Source organism: Pirellulaceae bacterium, from assembly GCA_029243025.1.
Classification (GTDB): Bacteria; Planctomycetota; Planctomycetia; order Pirellulales; family Pirellulaceae.
Map to the genome: position 1 here is coordinate 183583 of JAQWSU010000033.1, position 15126 is coordinate 198708.

A 15126-nucleotide genomic window follows, 5' to 3' on the forward strand; every position below is an offset into this window, starting at 1 on the left:
TGTCGCCAAAACAGGCTTCACAAATCTCCCGGATCCTCCCCTGTGATGTAACCGTTGGTGACTAACAGATCTTCCCAGCCGTCGTTATTGAGGTCCATGAAGTTGGAACTCCAGCTCCAACGTCCCATCGCGACACCAGCGTCCGTGGCAATTTCCTCAAAGCGTCCATTCCCCTGATTTCGAAACAGGCTGTTGCCCGCTGCCAACCGCTGAAATCGCATACGTTGCGTCGAATTTGCCTCGGGCCGAAAGCGACTTTGACGCGTGACTCGGTTCCCCGCGGACGAATACATATTTCCAACGTAGATGTCGTCCTTTCCATCCCGATCAAAGTCTGCGACCGAGGCAGACATTCCAAACGCACCGTGTACTAATCCGGCCGCGTCGCTTCGCTCCTCAAAGCGCCCCCCAACATTGAGATAGAGATTATCTGGCCCAAAATCATTAGCCACATAAAGATCCTCTCGACCATCTTTATCCGTATCGACCCAAATCGCTGCATAGCTAAAACGATGGTTGTCGCTCTCCAGGCCCACTGCGCGGGTAACATCCTCGAACTGCCACTCTCCCAGATTTCGCAGCAATCGATTGCGACCACCATTCTTGGCATCAAAATAGGGGATTGGCACCGGTAAAGATTGAACATCGGCACCCGATGGAAAATAGGCACATGCAAATAAATCTAACCGGCCATCTTGATCATAATCCGCTGCAGCGAGACTGTAGGCATCGGGAACCTCAGCCCACGATTTTTTCAGGACGCAAGTGCTGTTGTTTTCATTTTCAAAAATGAGCAACGCCGCAACGGTGGAAAGTACGAGGTCCTGATCTCCGTCGTTATCAAGATCAAGCCACAAACTGCTATGCGTGTTATCGAGTAGATCAACTCCGAAGCGTGCAGAAGCATCCTCGAGGATTCCCTGGGAGTTTTGCAAAAAGAGGCGATTTGGCAGGCCTCCAGGCTGACATACGTAAAGATCATCTCGTCCGTCGCCGTTCACATCCGCGACGGACAGACCGTTTTGCCCCACATTCAAAATGCCGTGCATCGACTCAATCCGACGAAGCCAATAGGGTTGTCCGAGTGCCAACTGTTGTCGGAACACGGGCGTTTTCGCGAAGAGCTTTTGGGTCTGGTCATTCAGCAACGATTTCCCACTGGCTATCTTCAGCTCAACGAGCACAAGTTCCGAAATCGAAATGCGTTCCACCGACAACTGCTCATCTGCTGCCTCTCGCCAGTCGATCGCCCAACGGGACAAGCATTCGAACCGGCCCCGGGGCCCTGCCCCTGAGATCGCCACGCGGGCAACCGTCTCAAGTCGATCATCTTGGAGACGGACACGTACGATCTTAAATTTACAATCGCTTGCTTGCGCTTGGGGCCAAAGCCGCCCCAAGCGCACGGTAAGATCCGACAGAGGCGACGGTTGCTTGGGCGTGTCTGTAAACCACCTAATGATGAACGGATCAACCGTCCTTAATCGATCAGCGTTGCTTCGCTGAGGCAAAAACAGGCTGCCCCCTGAGCGATTCAGAAGCGACTGCTCATTTTTCTCCTCAGTGTTAACAATCTCCTGTGCCAATTGTTCGAGTTGAGCATGAGCCTTCTCACTCAGCTTTTCTGATGGCCATTGTTCAACAGCCCAGCCGCTGTCAAGACTTCCAAACATGACACCGATGAGACTCATCAAGCAACAATATTTCCTCGCACGGATTCTCATCATCTCGATCTCGGCTCAGAACAGGCTGGTTTCCTTCCCCGATTATATTTCTTCATCGCTTCGGCGAAACGGCCATTTTCTTCCGATTACAATAGGCAAACGACGGCATCTAGCTTAAACTCTGAAACTTGAGATATCCGCACGAAATAGGCAACTTGCGATTATCGGAATTGAGTACGGCAAACTAACTCATCATTTTCATTACGGATCGAATCGATGAAATTCTCACGACTTGACACACTGATATGCTCTCTCGCCTTTGCTTTCCTCGCTCTACCCAACATCAATCAGGCAGAGGAATTCGTGATCAATGGCGACTTTGAGACGGATGTCGAAGAGTTCATCGTGTGGCCTGGTTATGTTGGCGGAACTAACGATCAAGGTGACGTCAATCCTGATGAGATCCCCGAGTGGGTAGGCACCGGCGGACGAGGTATTAACCCCATCTTCTCACCGCAAAACCCCGAAATGATTGCGGACTGGAATGGCGATGGCGGCCTTGGCATCAACCCGATCGAGAATGGCGAAGCGCCGTTTCAAGACAACGGCGAGAATGATACGCCTGTCGCCCTCATGCAAGGACTTGCTCGGCTTGGCCAGGAAATCTCTGGCTTACAGATCGGAACGGAATACACCTTAACCTGGGAATACAACTCCCGTGATTGCTGTGGAGACTTTCCGATCGGCGGCGTGATGCTGAATGGCACGGAATTCGACGTCGACGACTTTACGGACGAAATTTTTCCTGTCGGTGGTATTGAGCCTTGGTACTCGGCGGAGTTGAATTTCACCGCGGATTCCTCCGATCTGACGCTTGACTTCACAAGTGAGTCCGCCGGAGGCGGAGACGCAACTCTCTTGCTCGACAACGTAAAATTAGTCGCCGCCGGTGACGCGACCGACTTGATCCTCAACGGCGATTTCGAATCGAATGCCGAGGAGTTCGTCGTGTGGCCCGGATACCTTGGTGGTGCTGACAACAGTGCACCTTTTCGCGACAACGGCGACAACGAAACGGCCGTCGCTTTTCTCCAGGGATCAGCAAGTCTGACTCAATTCGTTGAAGGATTGACCATTGGCGAAGAGTACACACTGAGCCTCGATTACAACGCAAGAAACTGCTGCGGAGACACCCCAGTCGCAGAATTATTCATCGACGGCGATATCGTCAGCGAGTTTAATGAAGATGGCTTTGTTGAGCCGGTCGGTGACGACAATCCTTGGTACAACTTCGAAATGTCTTTTATCGCCGAAAGCGACTCGCTGGAAATCTTAGTCTCGACATTTCCCGAATCTGGCGGTGACTCAACATTGATCATTGACAACGTCAGTGTTGCTTCGGCAACCGTAACAGTCGAAGGCGACTTTGACGGTGACGGATTGCTAACCGCCTTTGACATTGATTTACTCAGCGAAGAGAGTCGAGTTGGCACGAATCTGATCGAATTCGACCTTAATGCTGATAACCTTGTCAACGACGACGACCGCGTCATTTGGGTGGAACAACTGAAAAACACCTATTTTGGCGATTCCAATCTGGATGGCGAATTCAATTCAACCGACTTTGTCTACGTCTTCCAACGCGGCAAGTACGAAGACGATGCACCTTTCAACGCAACCTGGGCCGATGGTGACTGGAATGGCGACGGTGATTTCAACAGTAGTGACTTCGTGACTGCTTTCCAGGGGGGTGGCTTTGAAATCGGGCCACGTGCACCTGCCGCCGTACCAGAACCCAGCAGCAGTTTACTGATGCTAATCGCAGTAGCCATGTCGTTCATTCTCCGCACACGGCGTTAGAGCAATTCGAGTTCGTCCTACGAACAAGAATTCCCCAGAACGCACGATTGCCTGCCGCCTTCGGCGGCAGGTTTATCGCAATCTTGCCCCTCCACTTTGACTCTGATCGCATCAGTGTCTCTGATCGCTGAGGACGACTATTTGCCCTCTGCGACGTTCCACCCAACCGAGGCCGAACACGAGCGAGTCCAATCGAGGCGCGGAGATTCGAGGTCCTCTCGCGACCTACTCCCTCACGCACATCACCCACGCGGTAAAAACACACTTCGATGACGTTATTTCCGCTCAGATTCCGGACCACATTCTCGCCATTTGTGTTGGCAAACAATTCGCCCGCCATGGGCAAACCGCGACATTACTCCTTGAGGAGACTGTGGAATGGTATTCCCTATCGCCGATGACAACTCCGATCGCACGTCACCTCCTGTGGTAAATATTGCTTTAATTGCGGCAAATGCGATCGTCTTTTTTGTTTTGCAGGGAGGCGGTAGCAATAGCGAGTTCACCTATAAGTTTTCCACCGTGCCGGCTGAGATCCTATCCGGCCAGGATGTCACCACGGCACCACGGCACCACGGCAGATGGAAGTGGAGACCCCGACCGGTCTCCAGACGGTCACGGTGCCAGGTCTCGGCACCACTCCTATCCCGGTTTACTTGACCCTATTCACTTCCATGTTCATGCACGGTGGACTGATGCACCTGCTCGGCAACATGTGGTTTCTTTGGATTTTCGGAGACAACATCGAGCATGACCTGGGGCGTTTTCGTTATCTCCTGTTTTATTTGCTCACCGGATTACTGGCATCTCTCAGCCACGTTTTCCTGAACAGCTCGGGACCGAATTCGATGATTCCAAGCCTCGGAGCATCCGGAGCATCCGGAGCAATTTCCGGCGTGATGGGCGCGTATCTGGTCTTACATCCTCATCGTCGGGTCACCGTTTTTAGGGTTCGTATCGTGACGCAAGTTCCTGGCTTCGTCGCGGTGGGCATCTGGATTGTTTTCCAGATCATCAGCAGCTTTGGGTCGGAGACAGGTATCGCGTACGGCGCCCATATTGGCGGCTTCGCATTTGGGGCGATCCTCGCGAAACCCTTTACGCAGGGGCTGGCGGCCAAGTCTTCGCCCACTCTTGGCGGTCAATCCTATCGACACGGCCGGTAGAATCCGTATCAACGGATTTAAATGTTGCGGACAATGAACATTACGACATGCTCATCCCTTAGAAAAAGGGGGGAGCGTTGCCGCGTCCCAATATTCTGCTCCCTGATTACACAAGAGCTGTTAACATGAAAAGATTGTTCTGACCCGGCCCGATCCCTGCCAACCACATCGATGACTTTCGGCACGAAATCACGAACAACCCCGGCAGCTAAGTATACTTGCTCTCAGGGTTTCACCTCTTGGCTCCATGACCATCACGTGAGCCTGGCATTCTCAACGCGCCAACTCGGGAAGCTCTTTTTCGTCGGACTCCAGCCTGACGGCCGCTTGAGCATCACCGAGCGAACTTTTGATCGAGCGACGGGGCTGTGCGTCCGTCACGACGGCGTTCGATTGACGCTCTGGATGGCATCGCTTTATCAAATCTGGCGTTTCGAAAATGTGCTCAAGGAGGGCCGCGACCATGCGGGCTTCGACGCCTTATTTGTTCCACAGGTGGGTTTTACCACGGGTAATTTAGACGTTCAGGCACTGGATACGGATGTAGCCGGACGGATCTTGTTTGTCAGCCGTTTGTTTAGCTGCCTGGCCACTACTACCGAAAGTCACAATTTCACGCCGCTTTGGAAACCTTCTTTCATCAGCAAGTACGCGGCGGAAGATCGTTGTCACCTCAGCGGCATGACAACGGCTGAGGGACGGCCTATTTTTGTCACCGCCGCCGCCGCCAGTGACACAGCCCGCGGATGGCATGATCAACGAGTCAACGGCGGCATCGTGATTAACTGTCAGAATGACGAAACCGTGGCTTCCGGCTTATCCTTACCCTGTGCCCCACGGCTTTATCGCAACACACTATGGTTACTCAACGCAGGCTCGGCAGACTTTGGCCGAGTTTCGTTGGAGACGGGAACCTTCGAGAATCTCACTCACTGCCCCGGACTTCTGAGGGGCCTGAGTTTTTTCGAAGACTTTGCCATTGTGACTACCTCCCAGCCTAATGATTCGTCAACCCTCGTCGATATGCCTGTGGAGACACAAAGCGGCAAGTGCCAGCTTTCGATCATTGATTTACGAACATTTGAAATCGTTCATTGGCTCCGTTTCGAAGGGCTGATCAACGAACTCCATGATGTCGTGGCTTTACCCCGCATTACCCGGCCGATGGCACTGGGATTTGAATCCAGCGAAATCCAGCGAACACTCTCCATTGATGAAACAAAAACCCAATAGGTTCTTGAACGTCGTTTTGAACACACAGAGACAACACCACCGCATTGTTCATCGACTCTGGCATGAAACGCTTGAGGCGCGACATCTGCTATCCGGCTCTACCACGTCCCTGGTTCCTCTGGATCCCACCAATCCCCTCACCGCTCCCGCGGAAATTCGCCTCGCGGATGCTGCCGGTCAGGCAATCACGATCTATGGCGCAAATACCCAAGATCGCAGCGGACGTTCGGTCAGTGATGTAGGAGACGTCAACGGAGACGGCTTCGACGATCTAATTATTGGCGCAGAACTCGCTGATGGCGCGACCGACAACAGCAATGAGGCGGGAACGAGTTACCTGCTTTTTGGATCGGCTGACTTTGCCGACAGGCCATCCATTGACTTGGCCACACTTGGCGAGCATGGAGTCGCCATTCATGGAATTGATGCGGAAGACAATAGCGGCAAGGTAGTCAGCGGCGCGGGAGACGTCAACGGCGATGGACTCGACGATCTGCTTATCGGGGCTGGTTCGGCAGATGGCCAGGACAACACGCAACGGAGTACCGGGGAGACCTATTTGATTTTTGGTCGCGCTGACTTGGCCTCCGAACAATCCATCGAACTCAATTCACTCGGCAGCAGTGGCGTGATTATCTACGGCGGGGCCCGTTTTGATAAAAGTGGTTGGATTTCGGTCGCATCGGCTGGTGATGTCAACGGAGACGGTTTGGACGATGTCATAATTGGCGCTCCTTATGGTGACTCAGCGGATGATTCTACGATCAATACGGGTAGTGCCAATCTAATCTTTGGTCGCAAATCATGGCCCGACTCCCTTTCGTTGGATGACACCGATGGGATTGTCTTATTCGATGGAATTTCCATGCTTGACAAGACAGGCTGGGCTGTCAGCGCCGCAGGCGACATCAACGGAGACGGTATCGATGATGTGGCGATCGGCGCTCCAAACGCCGCCCCGACCGATTCGCCTATTCGTGGTATGGCGTACGTTGTCTTCGGCAAGACCGACTGGTCTCAGTCCCAAGTCGTCCGTCTCGGAGAGCTTGGACAAGACGGTATCACGATCCTGGGACGTGACACTTACGATGACCACGGCGCTGCCATCAGTCGAGCAGGTGACATCAATGGAGACGGCCTCGATGATTTGTTGATCGGAGCCTACTCCGCGGATTCGATCGAAAACTCACGCCAGATCGCCGGTGAAAGTTATCTTTTACTTGGGCGCACGTCGTGGCCAGAATCAGGCATCGTCGATCTACAAATCCCCACGCCGCTGATCACGACCATTTTTGGTGACCAGGAAAAAACCCGCAGCGGAAAATCGCTCCGAGGTAGCGGAGACGTCAATGGTGACGGATTTGACGACCTCATTATCGGCTCGCAAAACTCAACGAGTGACGCGAATTCGCCACCGAAGACGGGCCAAACATTTGTTCTGTTTGGGGGTTCCGACTGGACCGCCGACTCGATTGACCTCGCAAACATTGACTCCTCTGCTCTTGTATTGTCAGGCGTCGACACGGGCGATTCGAGTGGTCGCTATGTCAGCGGTGCAGGCGACATCAACGGCGACGGACTCAACGAAGTAATCATCGGCGCATTTTTTGCCGACGGACCGGATAATTCACGAAGGGATGCGGGCGAAAGTTATCTCGTCTGGGGCGATGACTTTCTCAAAACTATCACCATGCGGGGAACCAACAATTCAGATCACCTCGTCGGCGAACCGCAGAGCGACCTGATCGTCGCTGGCCAAGCAGACGACTCGATTCATGGCCAAGGAGGTTTAGATTCCATTTACGCCGGAGAAGGAAACGACTCGATCAGCGTCGGAGACCTCAACTTTCGTCGCATATCGGGGGGCAATGGCATCGACACGTTACGTTTCTCGTTTGCCACAGCCGACTTGACGACATTACCTAACAGCCGCATCTCAGGAATTGAAAGAATCGACTTACTGGGAACGGTCGCCACAACCCTCACTCTCAATCATCGTACGGTGCTGCAACTGAGTGACGAGTCAAATCAAGTGATTATTGACGCGCGCCCTAATGACAACGTCAACCTGGGAACGGGCTGGACGATTCTACCGGCCGCAGATGAAAACTATGTCACCTATTTCCAGGGTCATGCACGGGCATTGTTGACTCCCCCCATCGGTGATTCCACTCGAGACGGTGTTTTCAATTCATCCGACTTGATTCAAGTCCTGCAAATCGCCGAATACGAGGACGACATTCCCGGCAACTCCACCTTCGCCGACGGAGATTGGAATGGAGACGGCGATTTCAACTCCACCGACCTTTTACTTGCCTTCCAAGAGGGAAATTACACGCGTCACGCCACGCCGATTCACGCCGTAAAGACATCGGCCCCGCGCCCGGTCCACTTTCACCAAGCGACCCCAGTAGAACCAGCTCAAACAACTCAGGCCACAGTTTTCACTGGCCAGGTGATTGACCGGCTGTTCATAGAAGTGGGAGAACAATCGATCGACCATTCACTCTTCAGGGACCAAGTGGATGATAATTTGGATGAGGAAAAAAAACGAGTCCGCTTCAAGCACGCTCGCGATTTCCTCTTCCCTCTCTAACCCCTCTTAGGCTGTATTCTCCAGTCGTCTATTTCAACGATCCCCTTTTCGACTCTGCACGTTTACACTCGATCAAGAAATATCAGGTCACCGAATGAAACGAGCATTTGGCCTGGGCAACTTCGCGTCTACCCGATTCAATTCTGCCTGTAGATCGGCTTCCAAACGCGTTACCGTTTCAGCTTGATCGCTTGCTAAGTTGTTCGTCTCGGAGAGGTCATTTGATAGGTCATACAGTTCTATCGGCCCTTCGTACCATTTGATCATTTTCCAATCCCCCTTACGAACAATCGAATAGGGGCCACGTGCATGGCGATAATGCGGAAAGTGCCAATACAGCGACTCACGATCCAAGTGTTTCTTCCCGCCCGAAGCGAGTACGGGTACAAGGGAAATGCCATCGAAATCACGGTCCGCTGGCAAAGCAACTCGAGTTGCTTCGGCAATCGTGGGAAATAAATCGACGCTTGTGACTGGCTGCCGGCATACAGAAGCGGGGGTTACCACCCCGGGCCATCGAACCAGCAGCGGCACTCGTATTCCACCTTCGTAGGCGTAGCCCTTTCCAGATCGGAGTGGCGTATTATCAGTCGGCCCGACTAACCCACCATTGTCCGATGTGAAAATCACCAACGTGCGATCCGCCACGCCCGTCGCTTCCAAGGCCGCCAGGATCACACCGACAGCATCGTCGACACTTTGAACCATCGCCGCATACTTGGCATTTTGCTCCGACTTACCATCCTGTCGATAGCTTGCCGCAACCGATTCCTTGGCTTGGATGGGCGTGTGCACGGCGTAGGGGCAATAGTAGAGAAAAAAGGGTACATCCCGATGTTGTTGAATAAACGCTTGCGCTTCATCTGCCTCGCGATGCGTCAAGTACTCACCCTTCGATCGCGCTTTCATCTGTCCATCAAAGCTATAACGTTTGTGTTCATACGGATCAAAATAGGAGGGCGGTTGCCCGATGTCACAGCCAGCAATGTTCAAGTCGAATCCCTGTCGGGTGGGATACCAGTCCGGGTCACCTAAATGCCATTTTCCAATATGGCAGCTCGCATAGCCGCGTGGTTTCAATAATTCTGCAAGGGTAATCTCCTCGTGCTCCATCCAAAAGGGATTCGGAGGACAAAGCAATTCCCGATTTTCCCCGCCTACATAAGCTGTCGGATTACGGTCGGGTGTCCCCCGACCGCCCCGTTGAAACCTGGCGCGAATCCAATCGGTCACGCCGAGGCGCGCCGGAGAACGCCCAGTCATGACAGCCGCTCGCGTCGGGCTGCAAACGGCACAGGCTGCGTAAGCATCAGTAAATCGCATCCCACTGCTGGCAAGCCGATCGATGTGCGGCGTCCGAAAATAGTCGCTACCCTGGCACCCCAGATCCATCCAACCCAAATCATCCACCAGAATAAGCACCACATTGAACGGATTCTCTTCGTTGGCGAGCAAACTGCTGGACCATGGCATCCACAGCAAACATGCCAACACCAGGACGCGGTGGACCGTCAAACGCTTGCTTTCCGGCTCGACTAAGGTGACCATCTTCATCTTTAAGACTCCCCCATACAAATCCCATCAACACCAACAAGCCAGAGCGACCCAATCATCCGCGAAACGCAATCGTAGCCTGCCAACCGGTCACCGTGCAACCAATCCGCTACCTCGCATCGAAAATAGACTCGGTAACTTTCCCGGACATCCCTTATGATTCAGGCCTGCCAAGTGACTCGCTTCGAGCCAATTTTACGAAATTTTGAAACGATGGCGATCTTCTCTGCAGCTGCCAAACAACTCTGTACAGCGAACGAATTCACGTCATTCAGTGAAGTTCATTTCGGGTCGTGACACGTGGCCGTTGAACTCACCAATGAGTCGCTGTGGCAAAAGCGATACAAAAACACCCAGCTTTCGAAACGTCGAAAAAGGGGAGTACCAAGAAAGCAGGCCCCCGCGGATGATCATCTTCGCCACGCAACAGGGAAAAAAACGAGAAGCTTCTTTCCGAAAGCCAGGCATGATTGAATTAACGGCGAAATCGGCATTGTAAAGTGCGCCCCGGAAGCAGGTTCGTCAGGCAAGTGTTAAGTCAGTCAAACAAGCTGTCCAACGAAACCAATCGGGTTTCTTACTTTGAACGCGGTGGAAGTTAGCAAGTCAAGGGGCGGAAAACGGGTCACGACTCAAGTAAAAATGTTACGCGTTACATTCTCGGCGGTAACTCGGAAAAAGTACCAGGTTACATCTCGCAATCGTCGGAGCCAAATCCACCGCGACACGCGATGAAGTGCTGCCGTTTGCCAACAATTGCCAGAACTGGGACAACCGGCCAGGACTGTCGCAAAAAAATGGTGAAGTGTGTCGTTTCGTGTTAGCCTGGATAGATCTTAATGGGATTTGACATGCACCGTTTTTTAAACGCGTGGCACTCAACGCAGGATTCTCCGCATCGTGATAAAACTCGACCCTGTATTTCTATTCACGATATCCGTGAGCCTGCTGCTTGGCTTTCCGCACCAGGGGAAATCGCAAATAGAAGACCCGATCGCATCGTTACCTCGAGGCGATGTTTCGATTCACCTGAGTTCCTTTACCACAGGCATGCCTGTTCAAGAGGAATTCATCACGCCTGTTTTCACTCAGCGAGTCGGCCCCACGGATCTCGCGGAAATCCCAAATGGAAGCGGTGCGTTAATTGTCACCAATTATGGTGGCGTCGCGTTCCGACTCGATCAAAGCGGCGTGGTGGCTCCAAGAGCATTTCTCGACTTAAACTCGCCGGAGAGTCCAAGTTTCAACCCGGCTTTTGAATTTGGCGGTGCCCATGGGCTAACGACGATTGCCTTCCACCCTGGGTTCAGCGACATGACGAGTCAGGGCTACCGCAAGTTTTACACGGTCGAACCTGAAACAAGCGGATCCGGGGTTCCAGATTTCGTCCAGTCGGTCGTCGCGGGCGATCACCATCAAGAAGCGATCTATGAATACACGCTTGAATCGGTCGAATCCGACCACTGCGCATCCGCCTGCGCGGCAAGCAAACGCGAATTGCTGCGAGTCCAGCAACCAGGCTGGCACCACAACTTGGCCGACTTACTGTTTGATTCCGAAGGTCTGCTTTACATCGCATCCGCAGATGGAAACGTGGCCGGTCGCAAACCACCGATGATGTCTGATAACTCGGCGTTGCTAACGAACATCTTCGGAAAGATTTTGCGAATCAACCCATTCGGAGACAACAGCGGTAATGGTCGATATGGAATCCCAGCAGACAACCCTTTTGTCGAGGCCACTGGCAATCCACTTGCAGAGATTTATGCCTATGGACTACGCAATCCTTATCGCATCGAGTTCGATACACGGACAGGGCAGATGTATGCTTCGGAAACGGGCGAGGAGCAGATTGAAAGCGTTGAACGAATCGTCTCGGGAGGTAATTTTGGCTGGAATACCAAAGAGGGGAGTTATCTTTACGATCGGACAACAAAGATCATCGCCGTCGACAACGACTTCGACGGCGATGGGAGAGGCGATTTTGCTCAGCAACATGGATTGACTGATCCGGTCCTCGAGTACGACCGTGACGAGGGGCGGGCAATCGTCGGCGCGCTACCCTATCGGGGCGATGCCATCCCCATCTTGCAGGGGCAGATCATTTTTGCTGATTTTTCGGGAGGTCTATTTCACGGCGATCCCGGCTCAGGGCAAGCATACCGAATGCTGCTCGATGAGTCCGAAGCAAGTCTTCCCTTCAACATCCACAGCGTCAATCAAGACTTGTCCGGAAACGCCTACGTGCTTGGCATCGCTCGACAGGATGACAACTTTGACGGCGTGATCGTCAGGTTACACGCCACCCCAACAATTGCTGGTGATTTCAACGGCAATGGAAACCTGGATGCCGCCGACATCGATCTTCTTTCGGCAGCAGTGCGGGAAGGCTCTCAAGCCAAGCGATTCGACCTGTCGAATGATGGCCAACTCGACGAAACCGATCGTCGAATCTGGCTGGGCGATCTCAAGGGAACGATCCTGGGCGATTCCAACCTTGACGGTCGCTGGAACTCGACGGACTTCGTTATCGCGTTCCGATTCGGCCAATATCAAGATTCGATTCCTCAAAACTCGAGTTGGTCGGCCGGGGACTGGAATGGCGACGGCGACTTTAACTCATCCGATATCGTCGCAGCATTTCAGAACGGCGGCTACGCACAGGGAGTTCGCGCGGTCCCTGAGCCTTCCTCTCACGGGTTAGGCACTCTTGCTTTCAGCTTACTTGCGTTTGGTTTCCGAGGAAAGCAGCATCGCAAGAAACCGATCGCTAACAACAGGCTTGGCCATTTCGCGATTTAGTTTTTATACACTTTGTGCTGTGGCCGACCGGCTAAGATCTGCTCCTGCCCCCAATTCGTTACTTCGCGAAAAGCGTCACTCTGAATAAATGCCTTAAAAGCATCTTCGTCCGTCCACTCACTTGTGATCAGGTAGGATGCGTCGCCGGCAACATCTTTCCAAAGCGTCGATTCAGCATGCCCGTCTGCAGCTCGGAGAGCATCAATCACTGCGGCAAACTTATCTTCAAAATCTTGCTGTTTCCCTGGGATCACTTGGTAATTCATTCCAACCGTAATCATCTTTTCTCTCTTTCCTTTCCCGCGGTACTGCCGTGGAAGCGCGAGATAAGCTTGATGACGAAAAATCCGTTTGGCATCTGATCGTGAATTCAGAAACGAGCCTTGGTATACTACTCGCCAACTATCGGCTTTGGCTAAGACCTTTCACTACTGAAATGCTCGACAAATGCCCCCAATTATACTGGCTTTACTCGCCTTTTTACCAATTATTGTTGTGGCATTATTTTTAGTCGTGCTACGCTGGCCTGCAAGTCGCGCGATGCCTTTGTCCTATGCCACGGCCCTCTTGTTGGCACTGTTCATCTGGAAGGTGCCCTTGCTTCAGGTCACGGCGGCTTCCCTCAAGGGGCTAGTCATCGCTTTCACACTACTTTACATCATTTTCGGAGCGATCCTGCTCTTGGAAACCCTTCGTGTGAGCGGCGGCCTCCAAGTCATACGACAAGGTTTTTTTAACATTTCCGCCGACCGCCGGATCCAAGTGATCATCGTCGCTTGGCTTTTCGGGTCGTTCATCGAAGGCTCAGCCGGTTTCGGCACTCCCGCAGCCGTGGCCGTTCCGCTGTTAGTGGGCCTTGGCTTTCCGCCGATGGCCGCGGTAGTCTCAGGCATGATTATTCAGAGCACGCCCGTTTCCTTCGGAGCACTCGGAACACCCATTTTACAAGGCGTCGGCAAGGGGCTTGGAGGAGATCCCGACGTGCTCAGCTACGCACAGTCCCTGGGATACGTGGTTCAAGATGGACAATTGCCAGCGAGTTTCCTGGCGATGATCGCCAGTAAGGTGGCCACCGTGCATGCCATCACGGGTCTGTTAATTCCGTTGTTTGTCGTGACGTTAATGACACGTTTTTTCGGACCAAAACGGTCTTTTGCGGAAGGCCTTCAAGTTTGGCCATTTGCGATTTTCGCATCGCTGGCAATGACCATTCCCTACGTGATTGTGGCCTATAGCCTGGGGCCCGAATTTCCGTCGATCTTAGGTGGCCTCATCGGCCTAGCGGTGGTTGTCTCAGCAGCAAAAGCCGGCTGGTTAATGCCAGCGAAAAATCAAACCTGGGACTTTGCTCCCCGCGATCAATGGGAGCCACAATGGATTGGCACGTTGGCACCAGAGTCGGATGACAAGGAGGTCGCAATGAGCGGTTTTTTGGCTTGGTTGCCTTATTTACTGGTGGCGATCTTGTTGGTCCTGACGAGACTGCCTGCGTTGGGCATCAAGGGGATCCTGAAAACTCTCGGCTTCATCCAGATCCCTCACCTCCTTCAGACTGATATCAACATCGAGGTGAGTCCGCTCTACCTACCGGGTACAATTTTCATTGTGGTATCGCTGGCAACTTTTTTCTTTCACCGCATTCAACTTCGCCAATATACACAGGCTTGGAATCGTGCGGGACGAACCATCGTCGCTGCCTCAGTCGCTTTAATTTTCACGGTACCGATGGTTCAAGTATTCATCAATTCAGCGAACGGTGGAGCTGGCTACGATAAAATGCCACTAGTATTGGCCGAGGGCGTCGCATCGCTGACCGGATCGGCATGGCCCTTTTTCGCTCCGCTGATCGGTGGCTTTGGCGCCTTTGTTGCAGGCAGCAACACGATCAGCAATATGATGTTTTCCTTGTTCCAATTTGGGGTTGGCCAACGGATTGGCGTTGATCCCACCTGGATTGTGGCCCTTCAGGCGGTTGGCGGAGCAGCAGGAAACATCATTTGCGTTCATAACGTGGTAGCCGCATCAGCCGTGGTTGGCTTAGTCGGACGCGAAGGCTCTGTCATTCGAAAGACCCTCCCAGCCTTTCTCTATTACGCCATCATGCCGGGCTGCCTCGGCTATGCAATCGTCTGGAGTGGCACGAAGGGAATCATCAACCTGGGCAGCCTCCTATTCTTAGCTGGCGCGACCCTCCTGCTGGCATTTGCAGCAATGCAACTACGAAAAGATCGGGCCACCTAATAATTCGGGC

General features: G+C 52.9%; 9 protein-coding genes. 6 read left to right on the forward strand and 3 right to left on the reverse strand.

The genetic code is table 11. The features are described from left to right. Window positions 1–17: 17 nt before the first annotated feature. Window positions 18–1691, reverse strand: coding sequence for a VCBS repeat-containing protein (locus tag P8N76_15980; GenBank protein MDG2383168.1), 1674 nt, complete (start codon window positions 1689–1691; stop codon window positions 18–20). A 249-nt stretch (window positions 1692–1940) separates the two neighbouring features. Between P8N76_15980 and P8N76_15985 the strand changes: the two genes are divergently transcribed. The 4 genes from P8N76_15985 (at window position 1941) to P8N76_16000 (ending at window position 8519) form a co-directional block, all read left to right on the forward strand. After that, window positions 1941–3524, forward strand: coding sequence for a PEP-CTERM sorting domain-containing protein (locus tag P8N76_15985; protein MDG2383169.1), 1584 nt, complete (start codon window positions 1941–1943; stop codon window positions 3522–3524). 581 nt (window positions 3525–4105) lie between these two features. Then, entirely contained in the window at window positions 4106–4690 is a 585-nt protein-coding gene (locus P8N76_15990) for a rhomboid family intramembrane serine protease (protein MDG2383170.1), read from the forward strand. 171 nt (window positions 4691–4861) lie between these two features. Further along, window positions 4862–5923 (forward strand): TIGR03032 family protein, encoded by a 1062-nt coding sequence (locus P8N76_15995; GenBank protein ID MDG2383171.1) that lies wholly within the window; start codon window positions 4862–4864, stop codon window positions 5921–5923. Next, window positions 5904–8519, forward strand: coding sequence for a hypothetical protein (locus tag P8N76_16000; protein MDG2383172.1), 2616 nt, complete (start codon window positions 5904–5906; stop codon window positions 8517–8519). The genes P8N76_15995 and P8N76_16000 overlap by 20 nt, the downstream gene beginning before the upstream one ends. Window positions 8520–8606: 87 nt before the next feature. On the opposite strand, the gene P8N76_16005 is transcribed toward P8N76_16000, so the two are convergent. Then, a complete protein-coding gene (locus tag P8N76_16005) occupies window positions 8607–10073 on the reverse strand; it encodes a sulfatase (GenBank protein ID MDG2383173.1) in 1467 nt (488 codons plus the stop codon). Between the two features lie 900 nt (window positions 10074–10973). Here P8N76_16005 and P8N76_16010 point away from each other — a divergent pair. Further along, a complete protein-coding gene (locus tag P8N76_16010) occupies window positions 10974–12875 on the forward strand; it encodes a PQQ-dependent sugar dehydrogenase (GenBank protein ID MDG2383174.1) in 1902 nt (633 codons plus the stop codon). Here the strand turns inward: P8N76_16010 and P8N76_16015 are convergent. Then, window positions 12872–13156 (reverse strand): antibiotic biosynthesis monooxygenase, encoded by a 285-nt coding sequence (locus P8N76_16015; GenBank protein ID MDG2383175.1) that lies wholly within the window; start codon window positions 13154–13156, stop codon window positions 12872–12874. The two genes, P8N76_16010 and P8N76_16015, sit on opposite strands and share 4 nt — an antisense overlap. Before the next feature lie 166 nt (window positions 13157–13322). On the opposite strand from P8N76_16015, the gene P8N76_16020 reads away from it, so the two are divergent. Beyond that, window positions 13323–15116 (forward strand): L-lactate permease, encoded by a 1794-nt coding sequence (locus P8N76_16020; protein MDG2383176.1) that lies wholly within the window; start codon window positions 13323–13325, stop codon window positions 15114–15116. Window positions 15117–15126 lie beyond the last annotated feature (10 nt).

What these genes read in the sequence shown, in the direction of transcription:
- P8N76_15995 (MDG2383171.1), top strand. Translation starts at nt 4,862, where the DNA reads ATGACTTTCGGCACGAAATCACGAACAACCCCGGCAGCTAAGTATACT.
- P8N76_15985 (MDG2383169.1), top strand. Translation starts at nt 1,941, where the DNA reads ATGAAATTCTCACGACTTGACACACTGATATGCTCTCTCGCCTTTGCT.
- P8N76_16000 (MDG2383172.1), top strand. Translation starts at nt 5,904, where the DNA reads ATGAAACAAAAACCCAATAGGTTCTTGAACGTCGTTTTGAACACACAG.
- P8N76_16005 (MDG2383173.1), bottom strand. Translation starts at nt 10,073, where the DNA reads ATGAAGATGGTCACCTTAGTCGAGCCGGAAAGCAAGCGTTTGACGGTC.
- P8N76_16015 (MDG2383175.1), bottom strand. Translation starts at nt 13,156, where the DNA reads ATGATTACGGTTGGAATGAATTACCAAGTGATCCCAGGGAAACAGCAA.
- P8N76_15990 (MDG2383170.1), top strand. Translation starts at nt 4,106, where the DNA reads ATGGAAGTGGAGACCCCGACCGGTCTCCAGACGGTCACGGTGCCAGGT.
- P8N76_15980 (MDG2383168.1), bottom strand. Translation starts at nt 1,691, where the DNA reads ATGAGTCTCATCGGTGTCATGTTTGGAAGTCTTGACAGCGGCTGGGCT.
- P8N76_16020 (MDG2383176.1), top strand. Translation starts at nt 13,323, where the DNA reads ATGCCCCCAATTATACTGGCTTTACTCGCCTTTTTACCAATTATTGTT.